Source organism: Rhizobium sp. PP-CC-3G-465 (assembly GCF_004343445.1).
Taxonomy (GTDB): domain Bacteria; phylum Pseudomonadota; class Alphaproteobacteria; order Rhizobiales; family Rhizobiaceae; genus Ferranicluibacter; species Ferranicluibacter rubi.
Genome location: NZ_SLYH01000029.1, coordinates 1 through 13,261 on the forward strand (window position 1 = coordinate 1; position 13,261 = coordinate 13,261).

The window sequence follows — 13,261 nt, forward strand, 5'->3', positions numbered from 1 at the left end:
AACGTCGTCTCGATTGATGCACCCACCATCCATGACCTCCGAATCATGGAGACCTATAGATTCAGAGCTATCGGAAAATCGCAACTGTAATGCTAGGGCCTGTTGAGATTCAGGATTCCATTAGTTGTGGTTTTCTGATTCAAGCTGCGGATGGACCGATATGTTTTGACCGACGCCCAATGGGCGAAGATGGCGCCACTATGCCTTGGCAAGCCGGGTGATCCCGGGCGTAGCGGCGGCGACAACCGTCTGTTCGTCGAGGCGATCCTGTGGATCGTGCGGACGGGCAGTCCGTGGCGGGACCTGCCGGAGGGCTTCGGTAACTGGAACACGGTGTTTCGCCGTTACCGGGACTGGGTGAAAGCCGATGTCTTCAAGCGGCTGTTCGATGCCTGCTCCAAGGAACCGGACATGGAATATGCGATGGTCGATGCCACGATCGTGAAAGTCCACCGCCACGGACAAGGCGCAAAAGGGGGACTTGCAGCCAGGCCATCGGCCGCTCTAAAGGCGGCATGACGACCAAGATCCTCGCGCTGACCGATGCGCTGGGCAATCTCGTGCGCTTCGTCCTCATGCCCGGACAGCGGTTCGACACCGTCGGCGTCGAGACACTCATCAAGGGGCTCGAATTCGGTGGCCTGATCGCGGATAAGGCCTTCGACAGCAACGTCATCATCGCCGACCTGAACAAGCGCGGTGCGCAGATCGTCATCTCCCAGCATCCACGCCGCGCCAAACCGATCCCTGTCGACCTCGACATCTACAAATGGCGACATCTCATCGAGAACTTCTTCTGCAAACTCAAGGAATTCAAACGCATCGCCATGCGTGCCGACAAAACCGACACCAGCTTCACAGCCGCCATCTACCTCGCTGCGGCCCTCATCAATTCACGATGAATCTCAACAGGCCCTAGAGCGGTCACGACGCCGATAGCGAGAGGAGGGGACAAAAACCCCAGCAGAGACGCCACGACAGGTGCTGCGACAAACGTGATCTCGTTGAGGGTCGCTGCGATGCCCAGTGATTTGAGCAAGCGTTCGGGCCCTGTGATGTAGTTGAGGATAGCGCGCATGTAGCCGCTGGCCGCTCCGTTGACGAAACCGGCGGCAGAACCGGCGATGATCATCAGGACGAAGGGTGCCTTCAAGGCGGCAAGAAAAGTGATCGTGGAAAAAGCAAGCGTCCGGATGACGACTAAAAGCTTCAGGTATGAAACAGCATTATAGGTTCGGCCAAGGCGAGCGATGGGGACCGCGCCCAGCACTTGCGCAGTGATCATTGCCATGACGATGGCCGCGCCGCTTTTCGCGTCGCCGGTCAGGGGTAGCGCCAAGAGAGCAAAGGCAACCGGCGCGGCAGCCTGGGGTGCGGCCAGCAAGGCATTCGACACAAACCAGCGACCGAGAATTGGCCTGCCCCCATTTGGTGATCCGGGTTTAATGTTAGTGCATGCTTGGTCTGTCCGCCACGGCTGGCGTTGAAGCAGGTCCGTTCTTGCGCGGCCACACGGTGGCTTCAGGTGCGGGTGGCTTGTAGTTCAGTGACGAGTGCGGACGAACGGTGTTGTAGTGCCGCCGCCAACCCTCGATAATGATCTTCGCCTCCTTGAGCGTGTAGAAGATTTCTCCATTGAGCAGCTCATCCCGGAGCTTCGAGTTGAAGCTTTCGCAATAGCCGTTTTCCCACGGGCTGCCCGGCATGATGTAGGCCGTCTTGGCACCGACCAGCGTAATCCACTCCCTCAAAGCCTTGGCGATGAACTCAGGGCCGTTATCGGAACGAATATGCGCAGGAATGCCGCGCAGAATGAAGAGATCGGAGAGCACATCGATCACGTCGACAGCCTTCAGACTTCTCTCGACCCTGATGGCGACGCATTCTCGCGTGAACTCGTCGATCACGTTTAACATGCGGATTTTCTTTCCATTGTGGGTCCGGTCCTCGACAAAATCGTAGGACCAGACATGGTTGGGGTACTCCGGCCGAAGCCGCATGCATGAGCTGTCGTTCAGCCAGAGACGACTGCGCTTGGGCTGCTTGGATGGAACCTTCAGCCCCTCCCGTCGCCATATCCGCTCGACCCGTTTGACGTTCACGATCCAACCTGCCTGGTGCAGCATCGCGGTGATGCGGCGATATCCATAGCGGCCATACTGGAGGGCGAGCGCCGTGATGTCGGCGGTCAATGCCGCTTCGTCATCTGGTGTCTTTGCGTTTTTGCGCTGTGTGGAACGATGCTGGCCGAGAACCCGGCATGCCCGCCGTTCGGACACACCCAGTTCTGCAGTGACATGGTCAACACAGGCACGACGGCGGGCGGGGCTTAGAAGTTTCCCCTGGCCGCCTCCGTAAGGATCATCTTGTCCAAGGTCAGATCAGAAACTGCACGGCGGAGGCGAGCGTTCTCGGTCTCCAATTCCTTCAGACGCTTCACCTGATCGCCCTTCAGGCCACCGTATTCCGCCCGCCAGCGGTAATATGTAACTTCCGTCACGCCTATCGACCGGATCGCCTCCGTTATCGATTTGCCCTGCGCATTCAGCACGTCAACCTGACGAAGCTTCGTGACGATCTCTTCTGCCTTGTGTCTTTTTGCTGCCACTTCAATGTCCTTCTTCGGCTCGTAAGCCATACTTCAAAAAGGGACCACTTCTCATGTGGCAGGCCATTTTCCTATCTCAATAGAAACACTCCCTCCAATCCGCTGCGCCAGCATCGCTCATAGCGGTGCCTATATGCAGATTGACCACGCAATGGCGAAGCTGTTCACCGCGCTTGCAGCGCAGGCCCTCATGGCGTCGGATCAGCGGATGCTGGCTGTCTTCTATGATGATCCTGACCTCATGCCGGTCGAGAACCTGCGTTCCCGTGCCTGTTCTCCGGTGGCCGATGGCGTCACGTTGGCTCCGCCGATCGAGGAGGTGATCGTGCGCGGCGGCCTCTATGCGCGGCTCCGCTATCGAGGCCCCTATGCGGATATGAAGGGTACCTATCGCTGGCTTCTTGGTGTGTGGCTTCCGCAATCCGGCCATGAACCGGACGATGCGCCGATGTTTGAAGCCTACCTCAACAGCCCGCAACAAGTCGCGCCCACCGAACTTGTTACCGACATCCACCTGCCGCTCAGGGTATCGTGATGCGCGGTGTTGCGGAATTGCCGGTCATGCCCGCTGACGTGGCGGCGTCCTTCGCCGCGTTCGCGGAGCCGGTTCGCATGCAGCTTCTAGGGGTTCGGCGGCTGATCTTCGCGACGGCAGCCAATACCAGCGGGGTCGGCCTGTTGACCGAGACACTGAAATGGGGCGAGCCCGCCTATCTCACCAAAGCGACGTGCAGCGGCAGCACGATCCGGCTTGGTGTTCCAAAGTCGCCGGCGGGCATAGGCGTGGTGCTGTTCAACTGCCGCACAACCCTGGTCGAGACGTTTCGCACGCAGTTCCCCGAGGCATTCCGATATCAGGGCAACAGGGCGATTCTGCTCGACTCTTCTATCCCGCTGCCGACTGGGCCACTTGCAATGTGCTTGGCCATGTCGCTCACCTATCGCTGTCGACGGAGCCCGGCGGAGAAGCTTCTACATGAGCGGACTTAGTAATTGTCGCAGATGTCCCAATTTTGCAATGCTGCAAAAGTTCAAAAGATGGATCCATTTGATCTGAACTACGTCAGAATCGGTCATAGACGTTATCGGGCCTTGTGTGATGGGTCTCCTCTACATGGAGAAGCTCCGTTTACAGAATAACGTGCAGACCATGCTTTGATCGTTCCACACTGGCAGCTCGATATCAGTTTGCTAGGCTTCCTCACTATGGCACTGCCGGGCCAGCCCTCCAGGGTCAGCCTCTCAGCCGCTGTCGCCGTCGATGAATATCATTGGCCAAAGTTTGCGATGGGCGGCGTTGGGGTAGAGCGCGGCATAGGAGGGCATGCTGGCAAGAAGGGTTTCGGCAAGTGCTATGCCCAGATCGCGCAGCGACAAATCGAAACAGGTCAGGCGAGGGGAGAGGTACCGCGCTTGCGGGCTATGGAGGCCGATGACGGAGATATCCTTGCCGGGTGTTAAGCCCGCTGCGTCAAGGCCTTGGAACACGCCCGCCACGCTACCGTCATTCAGTACGACGATGGCCGAAGGGCGATCGGGAAGGGCAGCAAGCTCCCGCCCGACGCGATAGCCTTCAGCTTCGTTCGGTGACGCTTTGAAGATCAAGTCGTCCTCCAGCACCAGCCCATGCTCTGCCAAGACTTCACGGCAGCGCTGTAGAAAGACATTGGCGAAATTCAGGTCGTCATGTGGACGGAGTATGGCGATGCGGCGATGGCCCCGCAGCGCCAGACGCGTCATCACGGTCTCTGCCATGCCTTCGAAATCGAGGTCAATGAAAGGCTGCCCGACGTCCGTCAGACTGCGGCCAAGAGAGATGAATGGGATCTTGCGCCGTTCGAGCAGCGCGAAGCGTTTGTCAATCCGCCGCGTGGCCGACAGCATGATGCCATCGGCAAAGCCGCGTGCCACCACCCGTTCGAGATATGCATCTGGATCTTCTTCCGAGGAGCAAAGCAGAGCGACGAGATCGAGTCCGTGACGGGCAAACACTGTCTGCACGCCGTCGAACACGCTCATGAAGAACGTATCGCCCTGCCCCGTGATCTCGTGCCCCGTCTGCATCATGAAGCCGATGACGCCAGTCGATCCCTTGCGCAGGGCTCGCCCGGATTGGTTGGCAACGTAACCGAGGCGCTCGGCCGCCTCCAGAACCCGCCTTCGCGTCTCCCCATTGACGTCTTTCTTACCGTTCAGCGCGCGCGACACCGTGCCGATCGATATATCCAGATAATGGGCTAATTCCCGTATTCCCTTTACTGCCACCTGCGCTCATCCTTCTATTTCCACAAATCCTATTGACACGGACACTGTTTTGTCCATAGTCTCGTAAACGTTTACGGCGGTCGAAAAAGGAGTTTCGATCTCGTTGGGGAGAATCTAAGTGACAGTATATAAAGCCGTTTTATGCGGTTGCGGAGCTATGGCTAAAGGGTGGCTCAGGGCTCTTGCCACACACCCGGATGTGGAGAGCCAGATCCAGATCGTCGGGCTCGTCGATCTGGATGCTGCTGCGGCCAAGGCGCTTGCCGACGAGTTCGGACTGGGTGACGCCAGCATCGGCACCGACCTCGGCGCCATGCTCGATGCGACCGGCGCAGATCTAGTCTTCGACGTCGTCGTGCCGGCAGCGCGCCGGGCCGTAGTGTCGCTGGCGCTGTCGCGCGGTTGCCACGTGCTCAGCGAGAAGCCGATGGCGGCCTCGATGGAGGAGGCGCGCGAGCTTCTGGCGCTGGCAGAGGAGGCCGGGCGCATCCATGCGATCGTGCAGAACCGCCGCTATATCTCCGGCGTCCGCCGCATGCGCCGCTTCATCGAAAGTGGCGCGATTGGCGCCCTGACGGCGGTCCACTGCGACTTTTTCCTTGCGCCGCACTTCGGCGGTTTCCGCGAGGCGATGCAGAACGTGTTGCTGCTCGACATGGCGATCCACACCTTCGACGCAGCCCGCTTCGTTTCCGGCAAGGTGCCGCAGTCGGTCTATTGCGTCGAGTCCAATCCCGCCGGCTCCTGGTACGCACATGGTGCGGCGGCGAACGCGATCTTCACGTTGTCGGACGACGCGGTCTTCACCTATCGCGGCTCGTGGTGCGCGGAAGGCGAGCGGACGAGCTGGGAGAGCGCCTGGCGGCTGGTCGGGTCGAAGGGCATGCTGACCTGGGACGGCGAAGAGACGTTCACGGCGGCCATCGCCGGCGATACGCCGGGGCTGCTGCGCGGGACGACGCCCGTCGAGGTGCCACACGGCGAGCATGACGAACAGACCCATGGTCACGCCAGCGTCCTCCTCGATTTTCTCCGCGCGATCGAAACGGGCGAGGGGCCCGAGACAGTCAGCCGCGACAACATCCGCAGTCTTTCGATGGTGTTCGGTGCCATCGAGAGCGCCCGCACCGGCCTGCCGGTCGATCTTACAGCATAAGGACGCCAACCCGTGAGCAATCCCGCAACTTCCATCCGCATCGGCACGATGATCAACGCCAGCGGCGGCGAGGCCGCAGCCCGCATCGGCAAGATCGCCGATCTCGGTTTCGAGAGTTTCGAACCGTTCTTCTGGCAGACGACCAACGGGCAGGATCTGGCCGAACTCGGCAAGCATTGCGTCGAGGCGATCGGCGATCGGGACATCACCATGTCCACGATCGGCATGTTCGGCAATCCGCTGGAGGGCGGCGACATGGACCTCCAGAGCTTGCAAGGCTGGAAGGACTGCATCGACAACGCCCATCACTTCGGCGCAACCTGCGTTGCCGGCTTCACGGGCCGGGTGCGGGGCAAGCCCCTGCCGGACAGCCTGCCGCGCTACACGGAAATCTGGAGCGACCTTGCCAAGCGTGCGGCCGACAAGGGCGTGAAGATTGCCTTCGAAAACTGCGCGATGGACGGCAACTGGCAGACCGGCGACTGGAACATCGCCCACAATCCGGATGCGTGGGAACTGATCTTCAACGCGACGCCGGACGACCATATCGGCCTCGAGTGGGAACCCTGCCACCAGATGGTCTACCTGATCGACCCGCTGCCGCAGATCCGCAAATGGGCGCACAAGATCTTCCACGTGCACGGCAAGGACGCGACGATCCGCTGGGACGTCATCCGCGAGCACGGCATTTTCGGCAAGGAAAAGTTCGTCTTCATGCGGACGCCCGGCTTTGGCGACAGCAACTGGACGGACGTCATCTCCGAGTTGCGGCTAGCCGGCTGGTCCGGCTCGATCGACATCGAGGGCTGGCACGATCCCGTCTACCGCGACGCGCTGGAAATGACCGGCCAGGTCCACGGGTTGAACCATCTCAAGAATTGCCGGGGCGGCAGCTTCGTCACCGACCCGCAATAAGACTGCCGGTCGGCATGGAGGATGCCGGCCGACCCTGACAACACGTAGGAGGAGAATATGACAATGAAGACATGGCTTGCCGCCAGCGCGATCGCGCTGATGACTGTCTCCGCATCCGACCTTTCAGCCCATGCCGAAGATGTAAAAATCACCGTCTGGTCGCTCGACCGGCCCGAGCAGCCGACGCCGAACCTGATCAAGGATTTCAACGCCCTGAAGAACGGCATTACGGTCGAATACCGGCAGATCCAGTTCGACGATGTCGTCAGCGAGGCGATGCGCGCCTATTCGACGGGCCAAGCGCCTGACGTCATCACCATCGACAATCCCGAGCATGCGATGTTCGCATCGCGCGGCGCGTTTCTCGACATGACGGACCTGATCAAAGCATCGACCGTGATCAAGACTGCCGACTATTTCCCAGGTCCGCTGGCCTCGACCGTCTGGGACAGCAAGAATTACGGCATTCCAAGATCGACCAACACGATCGCGCTTTATTACAACAAGGATCTTTTCAAGGCCAAGGGACTGGATCCGGCAAAGCCGCCGCAGACCTGGGCCGAACTGGTGGATGCCGCCCGCAAGCTGAACGATCCGGCCAAAAACGTCTACGGCCTGGCTTTCTCCGCAAAGGGCAATGAAGAAGGAACGTTCCAGTTCCTGCCTTGGGCACAGATGGGCGGCGGCTCTTACGAAGCGATCAACTCACCGGGTGCGGTCAAGGCGCTGGAGATCTGGAAGACGATCCTCGACGAGAAGCTCGCCTCGCCGGACACGCTGACCCGTGGCCAGTGGGAATCGACCGGGACCTTCAATTCCGGCAACGCCGCCATGGCAATTTCCGGACCGTGGGAACTCGACCGGATGAGCGCGGAAGCCAAATTCGACTGGGGCGTCACGCTATTGCCAATTCCCGAAGTCGGCGCCAAGCGCTCGTCTGCCATGGGCGATTTCAACTGGGCGATCTTCTCGACCACCAAGCATCCGGCCGAAGCCTTCAAGGTCGTCGAATATTTCGCCTCGCAGGACAAGCGGCTTTTCAAGGATTTCGGCCTGCTACCGGCAGAATCGACCATCGCGATCCCGCCAACTGGGAACGAGAAGAAAGATGAAGCGCTGAAGGTGTTCGTCGAACAGATGAAGTATGCCCAGCCCCGCGGTCCGCATCCGGAATGGCCGAAGATCTCCAAGGCGATCCAAGATGCCATCCAGGGCGCGCTGACCGGCCAGATGACCGCGCAGGATGCGCTCGATCAGGCAGCCGAAAAGATCAAGTCCATCCTGGGCTGATCCGTCTTCCCTCCCAGGGAGACTGCCGAAGGGCGGATGAGGAACGAGGGCCATGAGCTTTGCTGTGCGACCGGCATCGCCCCTCATCCGCCTGCCGGCACCATCTTCCCGCAGGCGGACACAGAAAGATGTTATCTACTCCCGACCGTGCCTCAAGCATGGCAAGCCCTCGTGTCCCTCTTGGGACAGAGGGTCAGTGGGGGCTGACGATAGCCAAACGGGGAAACATCATGAGACGCATCATTTCCAGCCTCAAGGATGGCAAGGGGTTCGACATCGCCCTGATCGCCTTTCCATTCGCGTTCCTGTTCGCGCTCGCGGGCCTGCCGCTGATCTACAACATCCTGATGAGTTTTCAGGAGGTCGATATGTTCAGTCTCGGTACGTTCTGGCGGCCGTTCGTCGGCCTCAAGAATTACGTAACCCTGTTTTCCCAGCCGGAAACCTGGCCGATCCTGTCCAACACGGCGATCTTCGTCGCCGCCTCGATCGCCGGGCAGGTCTTCTTCGGCTTCTCGCTCGCACTGTTCTTCTGGACCAATTTTCCCGGTGCCTCCTGGCTGCGTGGCCTGTTCCTTGTCTCTTGGGTCATGCCCGGCCTCGTCGTCGGCGCCATCTGGAATTGGATCCTGTCCGGTGATTTCGGCGTCCTGAACTTCGTGCTGCGGTCGGCCGGCGTGATCGACGCCAATATCTTTTGGCGGTCGGACCCGGATTTCTCGCTGTGGGCCGTCATCCTCGCCAATATCTGGCTCGGCACGTCGTTCAACATGATCCTGCTCTCGGTCGGGCTGTCGGCGATCCCGGCGGATCTCTACGAGGCCTCGGAACTGGACGGCGCCAATGTGTTCCAGCGGTTCTGGACCATCACGCTGCCCATGATGCGCTCCACCATCGGTGCCATCGTATCGCTCGGGCTGATCTTCACGCTGCAGCAGTTCGACCTGTTCGCGGCCATTACCTCGGGCGGGCCCAACAATTCGTCCAACGTCACCCAGTACTGGGCATGGGATCTGTCGTTCCGCCAGTACGATTTCGCGCAAGGGGCGGCGATCTCGGTGATCATGACCGTCTTCGTCATGCTCGCCTCCGTCGTCTACGTGCGCTCCACACGCCATGAGGTGCGCGGATGAGCGAGACCTTTCGAAACCGGCTGATGCTGGCCATCGCCCTCGTCTTGGCCGCGATCTACCTCTTTCCGCTCTACTGGATGTACGTGACCTCGCTGAAGAGCGGTTCGGCCACCTTCGCCACGCCTCCGGCCCTTTTGCCGCTCGATCCGCAGTGGAGCGTCTATACCTATGTATGGCAGACCCGCGACATGGGCCGCTACATGTGGAATTCGACGGTCATCGCCTCGGGCGCTGTGGCACTGATCGTTCTGCTCGGAACCGGATGCGCCTATGTTCTGGCGCGCTATCGCAGCCGCTGGGTGGATGTCGGCCTGTTTTTCATCCTGATGCTTCAGGTTCTGCCCGCCTCGCTGATGATCACGCCCATTTTCGTCGGCTTCTCCCAGCTCGGACTGCTCGCCACTCCGCGACTGGCGGTGATTATTGCCATCTCCGCCAAGAGCATGCCGTTCTACGTGGTGCTGGTGCGCTCCAGCTTCATGAGCGTGCCTATGGAGCTCGAAGAGGCGGCGCTGGTCGACGGCAATTCACGCGTCGGTGCATTCTTCAACATCGTACTGCCGCTCGCCCGCAACGGCATTCTTGTCTCCGCCATTCTCATCTTCATGCAGGCCTTCGGAGAATTCGTCTATTCCAAATCGATGATCCAGGACATCGCGTTGCAGCCAGCGAGCGTCGGCCTGAATTCCTTCATGGGGCCGAACACCAACGAGTGGAACAACATCCTGGCTTATGCCGCGATGTATGTGACGCCCGTCCTTGCCATCTTCGTCCTGCTTCAACGCAGCATTGTCTCCGGCCTCACTTCGGGAGCCCTCAAATGACCCACCAGATCGAACTTTCCGGCGTCAACAAGCATTACGGCGCCTATCACGCGCTGCGCGACATCGATCTGCGGATCAAGAAGGGCTCCTTCGTTGCGCTCGTCGGCCCGTCCGGCTGTGGCAAGTCCACGTTGCTGCGCTCCATGGCGGGGCTGGAGAGCATCACCAGCGGCGACCTGATCATCGCCGGGCAGACCATGACCAACGTGCCGCCGCGCAAGCGCGACCTTGCCATGGTCTTCCAGTCCTATGCGCTCTACCCGCATATGACGGTGGAGGAGAACCTGACGTACAGCTTGCGCATCCGCGGCGTGCCAAAGGCAGAGCGGAAGAAGGCGGCGGAGGACGTTGCCGTCACCACCGGGCTTACGACGCTCCTCAGGCGCTATCCGCGCGAACTGTCCGGCGGTCAGCGCCAACGTGTCGCGATGAGCCGCGCGATCATCCGGCATCCCAAGGCATTCCTGTTCGACGAGCCGCTGTCCAACCTTGACGCGGCGCTACGCGTCCACATGCGTAAGGAAATCCGCACGCTGCACGACCGGCTGGGTGCCACGTCGGTCTATGTGACGCACGACCAGATCGAGGCGATGACCATGGCCGACCACGTCGTCGTCATGCGCCAGGGCGTCATCGAGCAGCAGGGCGCGCCGCTCGATCTCTACGACCGCCCGGTCAACCGGTTCGTCGCCGGCTTCATCGGCTCGCCGGCCATGAATTTCGTGCCGGCGATGGCGGGGGTTGATGGGCGGTCGCTCGTGCTCGACCTTGGGCAGCCGCAGACAATCGCGCTCGACCGGCCGGTTCCGGCGGGACGGCGGCTGGTCGCCGGCCTGCGGCCGGAGCATCTGACGGTGGAGCAGGACGGCGTATCCGCGGGCCACGGTGCACTTCGCCTGCGGGTAGCAGCCGTCGAGAGTACCGGGTCGAACAGCTACATCACCACCGACAGCAAGCCGGAGATCGTGCTTGTCACCAATGGGCGCAGCCCGGCTGCCGTCGGCGATACCGTAGCGCTCGGCATCGCCCCCGCCCATATCCATATCTTCGACGCCGAGACTGAAGCGAGAATAGCCACCGAATGATGGGGTTCAGGTTTGGCATATGCTCATCGCCTTGATGCTCTAAAAGTGCACCTATGAACTTGGATAGCCTCAGCAGTCTCGAATGGGCGTCTCCCACGTGTCGAATGCGCAAAACAAACCCAGCTGTGAGCACTTGCTCGTCGCCCAATACAAAGCCTCTCAGGAGACAGTCTATTGCAAGATGGTGTTAAAGCCAGCTCACTACCGGTTTCACAGAGTGGCGATGTCCTGCAAGCCGGTGCCATATGCATGCGGCGTACGAAACTGGGAACACTGCAAGTGCTATTGGTCAGCAGTCGGCGGAGTGGCCGATGGGGGTTGCCCAAGGGTCATATTGAAGCAGGTGAAACGTCGAACGCCGCCGCGCAGCGTGAAGCCTTTGAGGAAGCAGGCGTGCGTGGCAGTGCTTCCGAGATGTCCTTTGGAAGCTTTACCTACACGAAGGATAGTGTTGACAAGCTTTTCCACGTGACGGTGCACCTCATTGATACGCACTCAGTGGCGCGATGTTATCCAGAGAAGGCTTTGCGAGCCAAGCGATGGTTCTCACTCGAAGATGCAGCGAGGCATGTTGGCCAGGCTGGTCTCCGCGAACTTATTCACGAGCTGGTCCAATCCAACGGACCGGGTCCACCCGAAAAACGCTGACGCGAACGGTCCGCTGTCAGCAGAGCGACATCTGTTTTCAGTACGACGTTGGAACTAAAATTCCCGGCGATAGGGGTGACAGCAACCGTACTTCTGGCATCGAACTGGCTTGCTTCTACCAGTATTGCCCGCCCCATCTGGACGATTACAGGCGCTATGACGACCTGGCCGGCGGCGACACCCGGGCCACAATACCTTTTGCCGGGCGCGCCGGTGAAATCGGGGAAACGGCTGGCGCCGTCGAGGTCTTTCGCCGGGAGGCACTGTGATGGTTGTCACACATCCGGCGTGATCACGCGCTAAACGTGGAGCGTTTCAGATGAAGAGGGGCCTCATATCCCATCGGCGTCCGAGGAACCCAGTTTCTGCCTAGGTCCTTTGCGCGAGCCTCACTAAACCGGAGCGATCCCGTGGTTGACAACGCTGCTGTGCCTTCCCTCAGACCTGTTGCGATCTCGCTGTTCAAGACTTTCTGGCATGATGCACGTTCCACGGTTCTGATCGTCGTCGGGACATCACTGATGGGTGCTGCTGCAGCGTAAGCATCCGAGGAGCGCCGCCTTGAGCGGTTGAGATGAATCTGTCGTTTTGTCGCTATGGACAGGCATAAGGACAGTTTTCGGACACCGGTTGGCCGGCTTGAAATCATCGACACAGGGCGTCGGCGGCGCTTCACCGCCGAGGCCAAGTTCAAAATTCTCGAGGAAGGCTTTTCTGGCGATGGTCGCCCGGTCTCCGCGACGGCTGAGAAGCACGGGGTTTCGCGCTCACAATTGTACCGTTGGCGTCAGTTGGCGCAGTCCGGCAGTCTTTGCCGCAATCGGATCGAAGGCTTCGTGCCCGCAGTGATTATACCGGACGTTCCTGCGCCCGTTTCGGCTTCATCGACTCCGGTAGTGGGTAGCGGTCGCATTGAGGTGCTGAGCACGAACGGCCGACCCGTCATTGTCGACCGCGAGGTCGACGTCGATGCGCTGCTGCGAATTCTGCGCGGGCTGGAGACGCTGCGATGATCCCGATCCCGACAGGCGTCCGGGTGTGGCTGGCGACGGGCTATACGGACATGCGATGCGGGTTCCCGTCCCTGGCGCTACGGGTGCAGGAGGTGCTGAAGCACGACCCGCTGGGCGGTCATTTGTTCTGCTTCAGAGGTAAGCGTGGCGATCTGATCAAGGTCGTCTGGCACGATGGCCAGGGAGCTTGTCTGTTCACGAAAAAATTGGAGCGAGGAAGGTTTATATGGTAAGCGGCAAGCTGAGGCCGTTCAGCTCGCGTAGTTCCAGGGCATGAGTGCATCGAGATCGCTGCTTGGCCAGCCGTTGGCGATGCGCTCGAGG

14 protein-coding genes and 1 pseudogene are annotated in these 13,261 nt (G+C 60.2%); 12 read left to right on the forward strand and 3 right to left on the reverse strand.

The genetic code is table 11. The annotated features are described in order from the left end of the window. Positions 1-189: 189 nt before the first annotated feature. Positions 190-902, forward strand: a pseudogene (locus tag C8J33_RS25945) (IS5 family transposase). Here the strand turns inward: C8J33_RS25945 and C8J33_RS25950 are convergent. Together C8J33_RS25950 and C8J33_RS25955 are read right to left on the reverse strand one after the other, a co-directional pair. Further along, positions 869-1,396, reverse strand: coding sequence for a hypothetical protein (locus C8J33_RS25950; protein ID WP_132665859.1), 528 nt, complete (start codon positions 1,394-1,396; stop codon positions 869-871). The pseudogene C8J33_RS25945 and the gene C8J33_RS25950 sit on opposite strands and share 34 nt — an antisense overlap. Before the next feature lie 52 nt (positions 1,397-1,448). Further along, a protein-coding gene (locus C8J33_RS25955) for an IS3 family transposase (protein ID WP_132665862.1) occupies positions 1,449-2,608 on the reverse strand; the annotation gives its coding sequence in 2 pieces (ribosomal slippage) (positions 1,449-2,344 and positions 2,344-2,608; 1,161 coding nt in all). Positions 2,609-2,663: 55 nt separating this feature from the next. Here C8J33_RS25955 and C8J33_RS25960 point away from each other — a divergent pair. After that, complete coding sequence (locus C8J33_RS25960) at positions 2,664-3,143, forward strand: GyrI-like domain-containing protein (protein WP_280952331.1); 480 nt, start codon at positions 2,664-2,666, stop codon at positions 3,141-3,143. After that, positions 3,143-3,598, forward strand: a complete 456-nt coding sequence (locus C8J33_RS25965; RefSeq protein ID WP_110731100.1) for a DUF1801 domain-containing protein — start codon at positions 3,143-3,145, stop codon at positions 3,596-3,598. The genes C8J33_RS25960 and C8J33_RS25965 overlap by 1 nt, the downstream gene beginning before the upstream one ends. A 252-nt stretch (positions 3,599-3,850) precedes the next feature. Here the strand turns inward: C8J33_RS25965 and C8J33_RS25970 are convergent, their stop codons facing one another. After that, positions 3,851-4,873 carry a LacI family DNA-binding transcriptional regulator gene (locus C8J33_RS25970; protein ID WP_110731101.1) on the reverse strand — a complete coding sequence of 341 codons (1,023 nt, stop codon included), beginning with the start codon at positions 4,871-4,873 and terminating at the stop codon, positions 3,851-3,853. 118 nt (positions 4,874-4,991) lie between these two features. Between C8J33_RS25970 and C8J33_RS25975 the strand changes: the two genes are divergently transcribed. The 9 genes from C8J33_RS25975 (at position 4,992) to tnpB (ending at position 13,170) form a co-directional block, all read left to right on the forward strand. After that, entirely contained in the window at positions 4,992-6,029 is a 1,038-nt protein-coding gene (locus tag C8J33_RS25975) for a Gfo/Idh/MocA family protein (protein ID WP_280952332.1), read from the forward strand. Positions 6,030-6,041: 12 nt separating this feature from the next. After that, positions 6,042-6,944 carry a sugar phosphate isomerase/epimerase family protein gene (locus C8J33_RS25980; protein WP_110731103.1) on the forward strand — a complete coding sequence of 301 codons (903 nt, stop codon included), beginning with the start codon at positions 6,042-6,044 and terminating at the stop codon, positions 6,942-6,944. 63 nt (positions 6,945-7,007) lie between these two features. After that, positions 7,008-8,234 carry an ABC transporter substrate-binding protein gene (locus C8J33_RS25985; protein ID WP_422039161.1) on the forward strand — a complete coding sequence of 409 codons (1,227 nt, stop codon included), beginning with the start codon at positions 7,008-7,010 and terminating at the stop codon, positions 8,232-8,234. Between the two features lie 230 nt (positions 8,235-8,464). Further along, positions 8,465-9,367, forward strand: a complete 903-nt coding sequence (locus tag C8J33_RS25990) for a carbohydrate ABC transporter permease (RefSeq protein WP_110731105.1) — start codon at positions 8,465-8,467, stop codon at positions 9,365-9,367. Beyond that, positions 9,364-10,191, forward strand: coding sequence for a carbohydrate ABC transporter permease (locus tag C8J33_RS25995; protein WP_110731106.1), 828 nt, complete (start codon positions 9,364-9,366; stop codon positions 10,189-10,191). Before C8J33_RS25990 ends, C8J33_RS25995 begins: the two co-directional genes overlap by 4 nt. Then, positions 10,188-11,276, forward strand: coding sequence for an ABC transporter ATP-binding protein (locus tag C8J33_RS26000; protein ID WP_110731107.1), 1,089 nt, complete (start codon positions 10,188-10,190; stop codon positions 11,274-11,276). The genes C8J33_RS25995 and C8J33_RS26000 overlap by 4 nt, the downstream gene beginning before the upstream one ends. Positions 11,277-11,525: 249 nt before the next feature. After that, positions 11,526-11,924 (forward strand): NUDIX hydrolase, encoded by a 399-nt coding sequence (locus tag C8J33_RS26005; RefSeq protein WP_110731124.1) that lies wholly within the window; start codon positions 11,526-11,528, stop codon positions 11,922-11,924. A 596-nt stretch (positions 11,925-12,520) separates the two neighbouring features. Beyond that, positions 12,521-12,937: an IS66-like element accessory protein TnpA gene (gene tnpA / locus C8J33_RS26010; RefSeq protein ID WP_132665860.1), complete on the forward strand. Its 417-nt coding sequence runs from the start codon at positions 12,521-12,523 to the stop codon at positions 12,935-12,937. After that, entirely contained in the window at positions 12,934-13,170 is a 237-nt protein-coding gene (gene tnpB, locus C8J33_RS26015) for an IS66 family insertion sequence element accessory protein TnpB (protein ID WP_132665861.1), read from the forward strand. Before tnpA ends, tnpB begins: the two co-directional genes overlap by 4 nt. Positions 13,171-13,261: the final 91 nt, after the last annotated feature.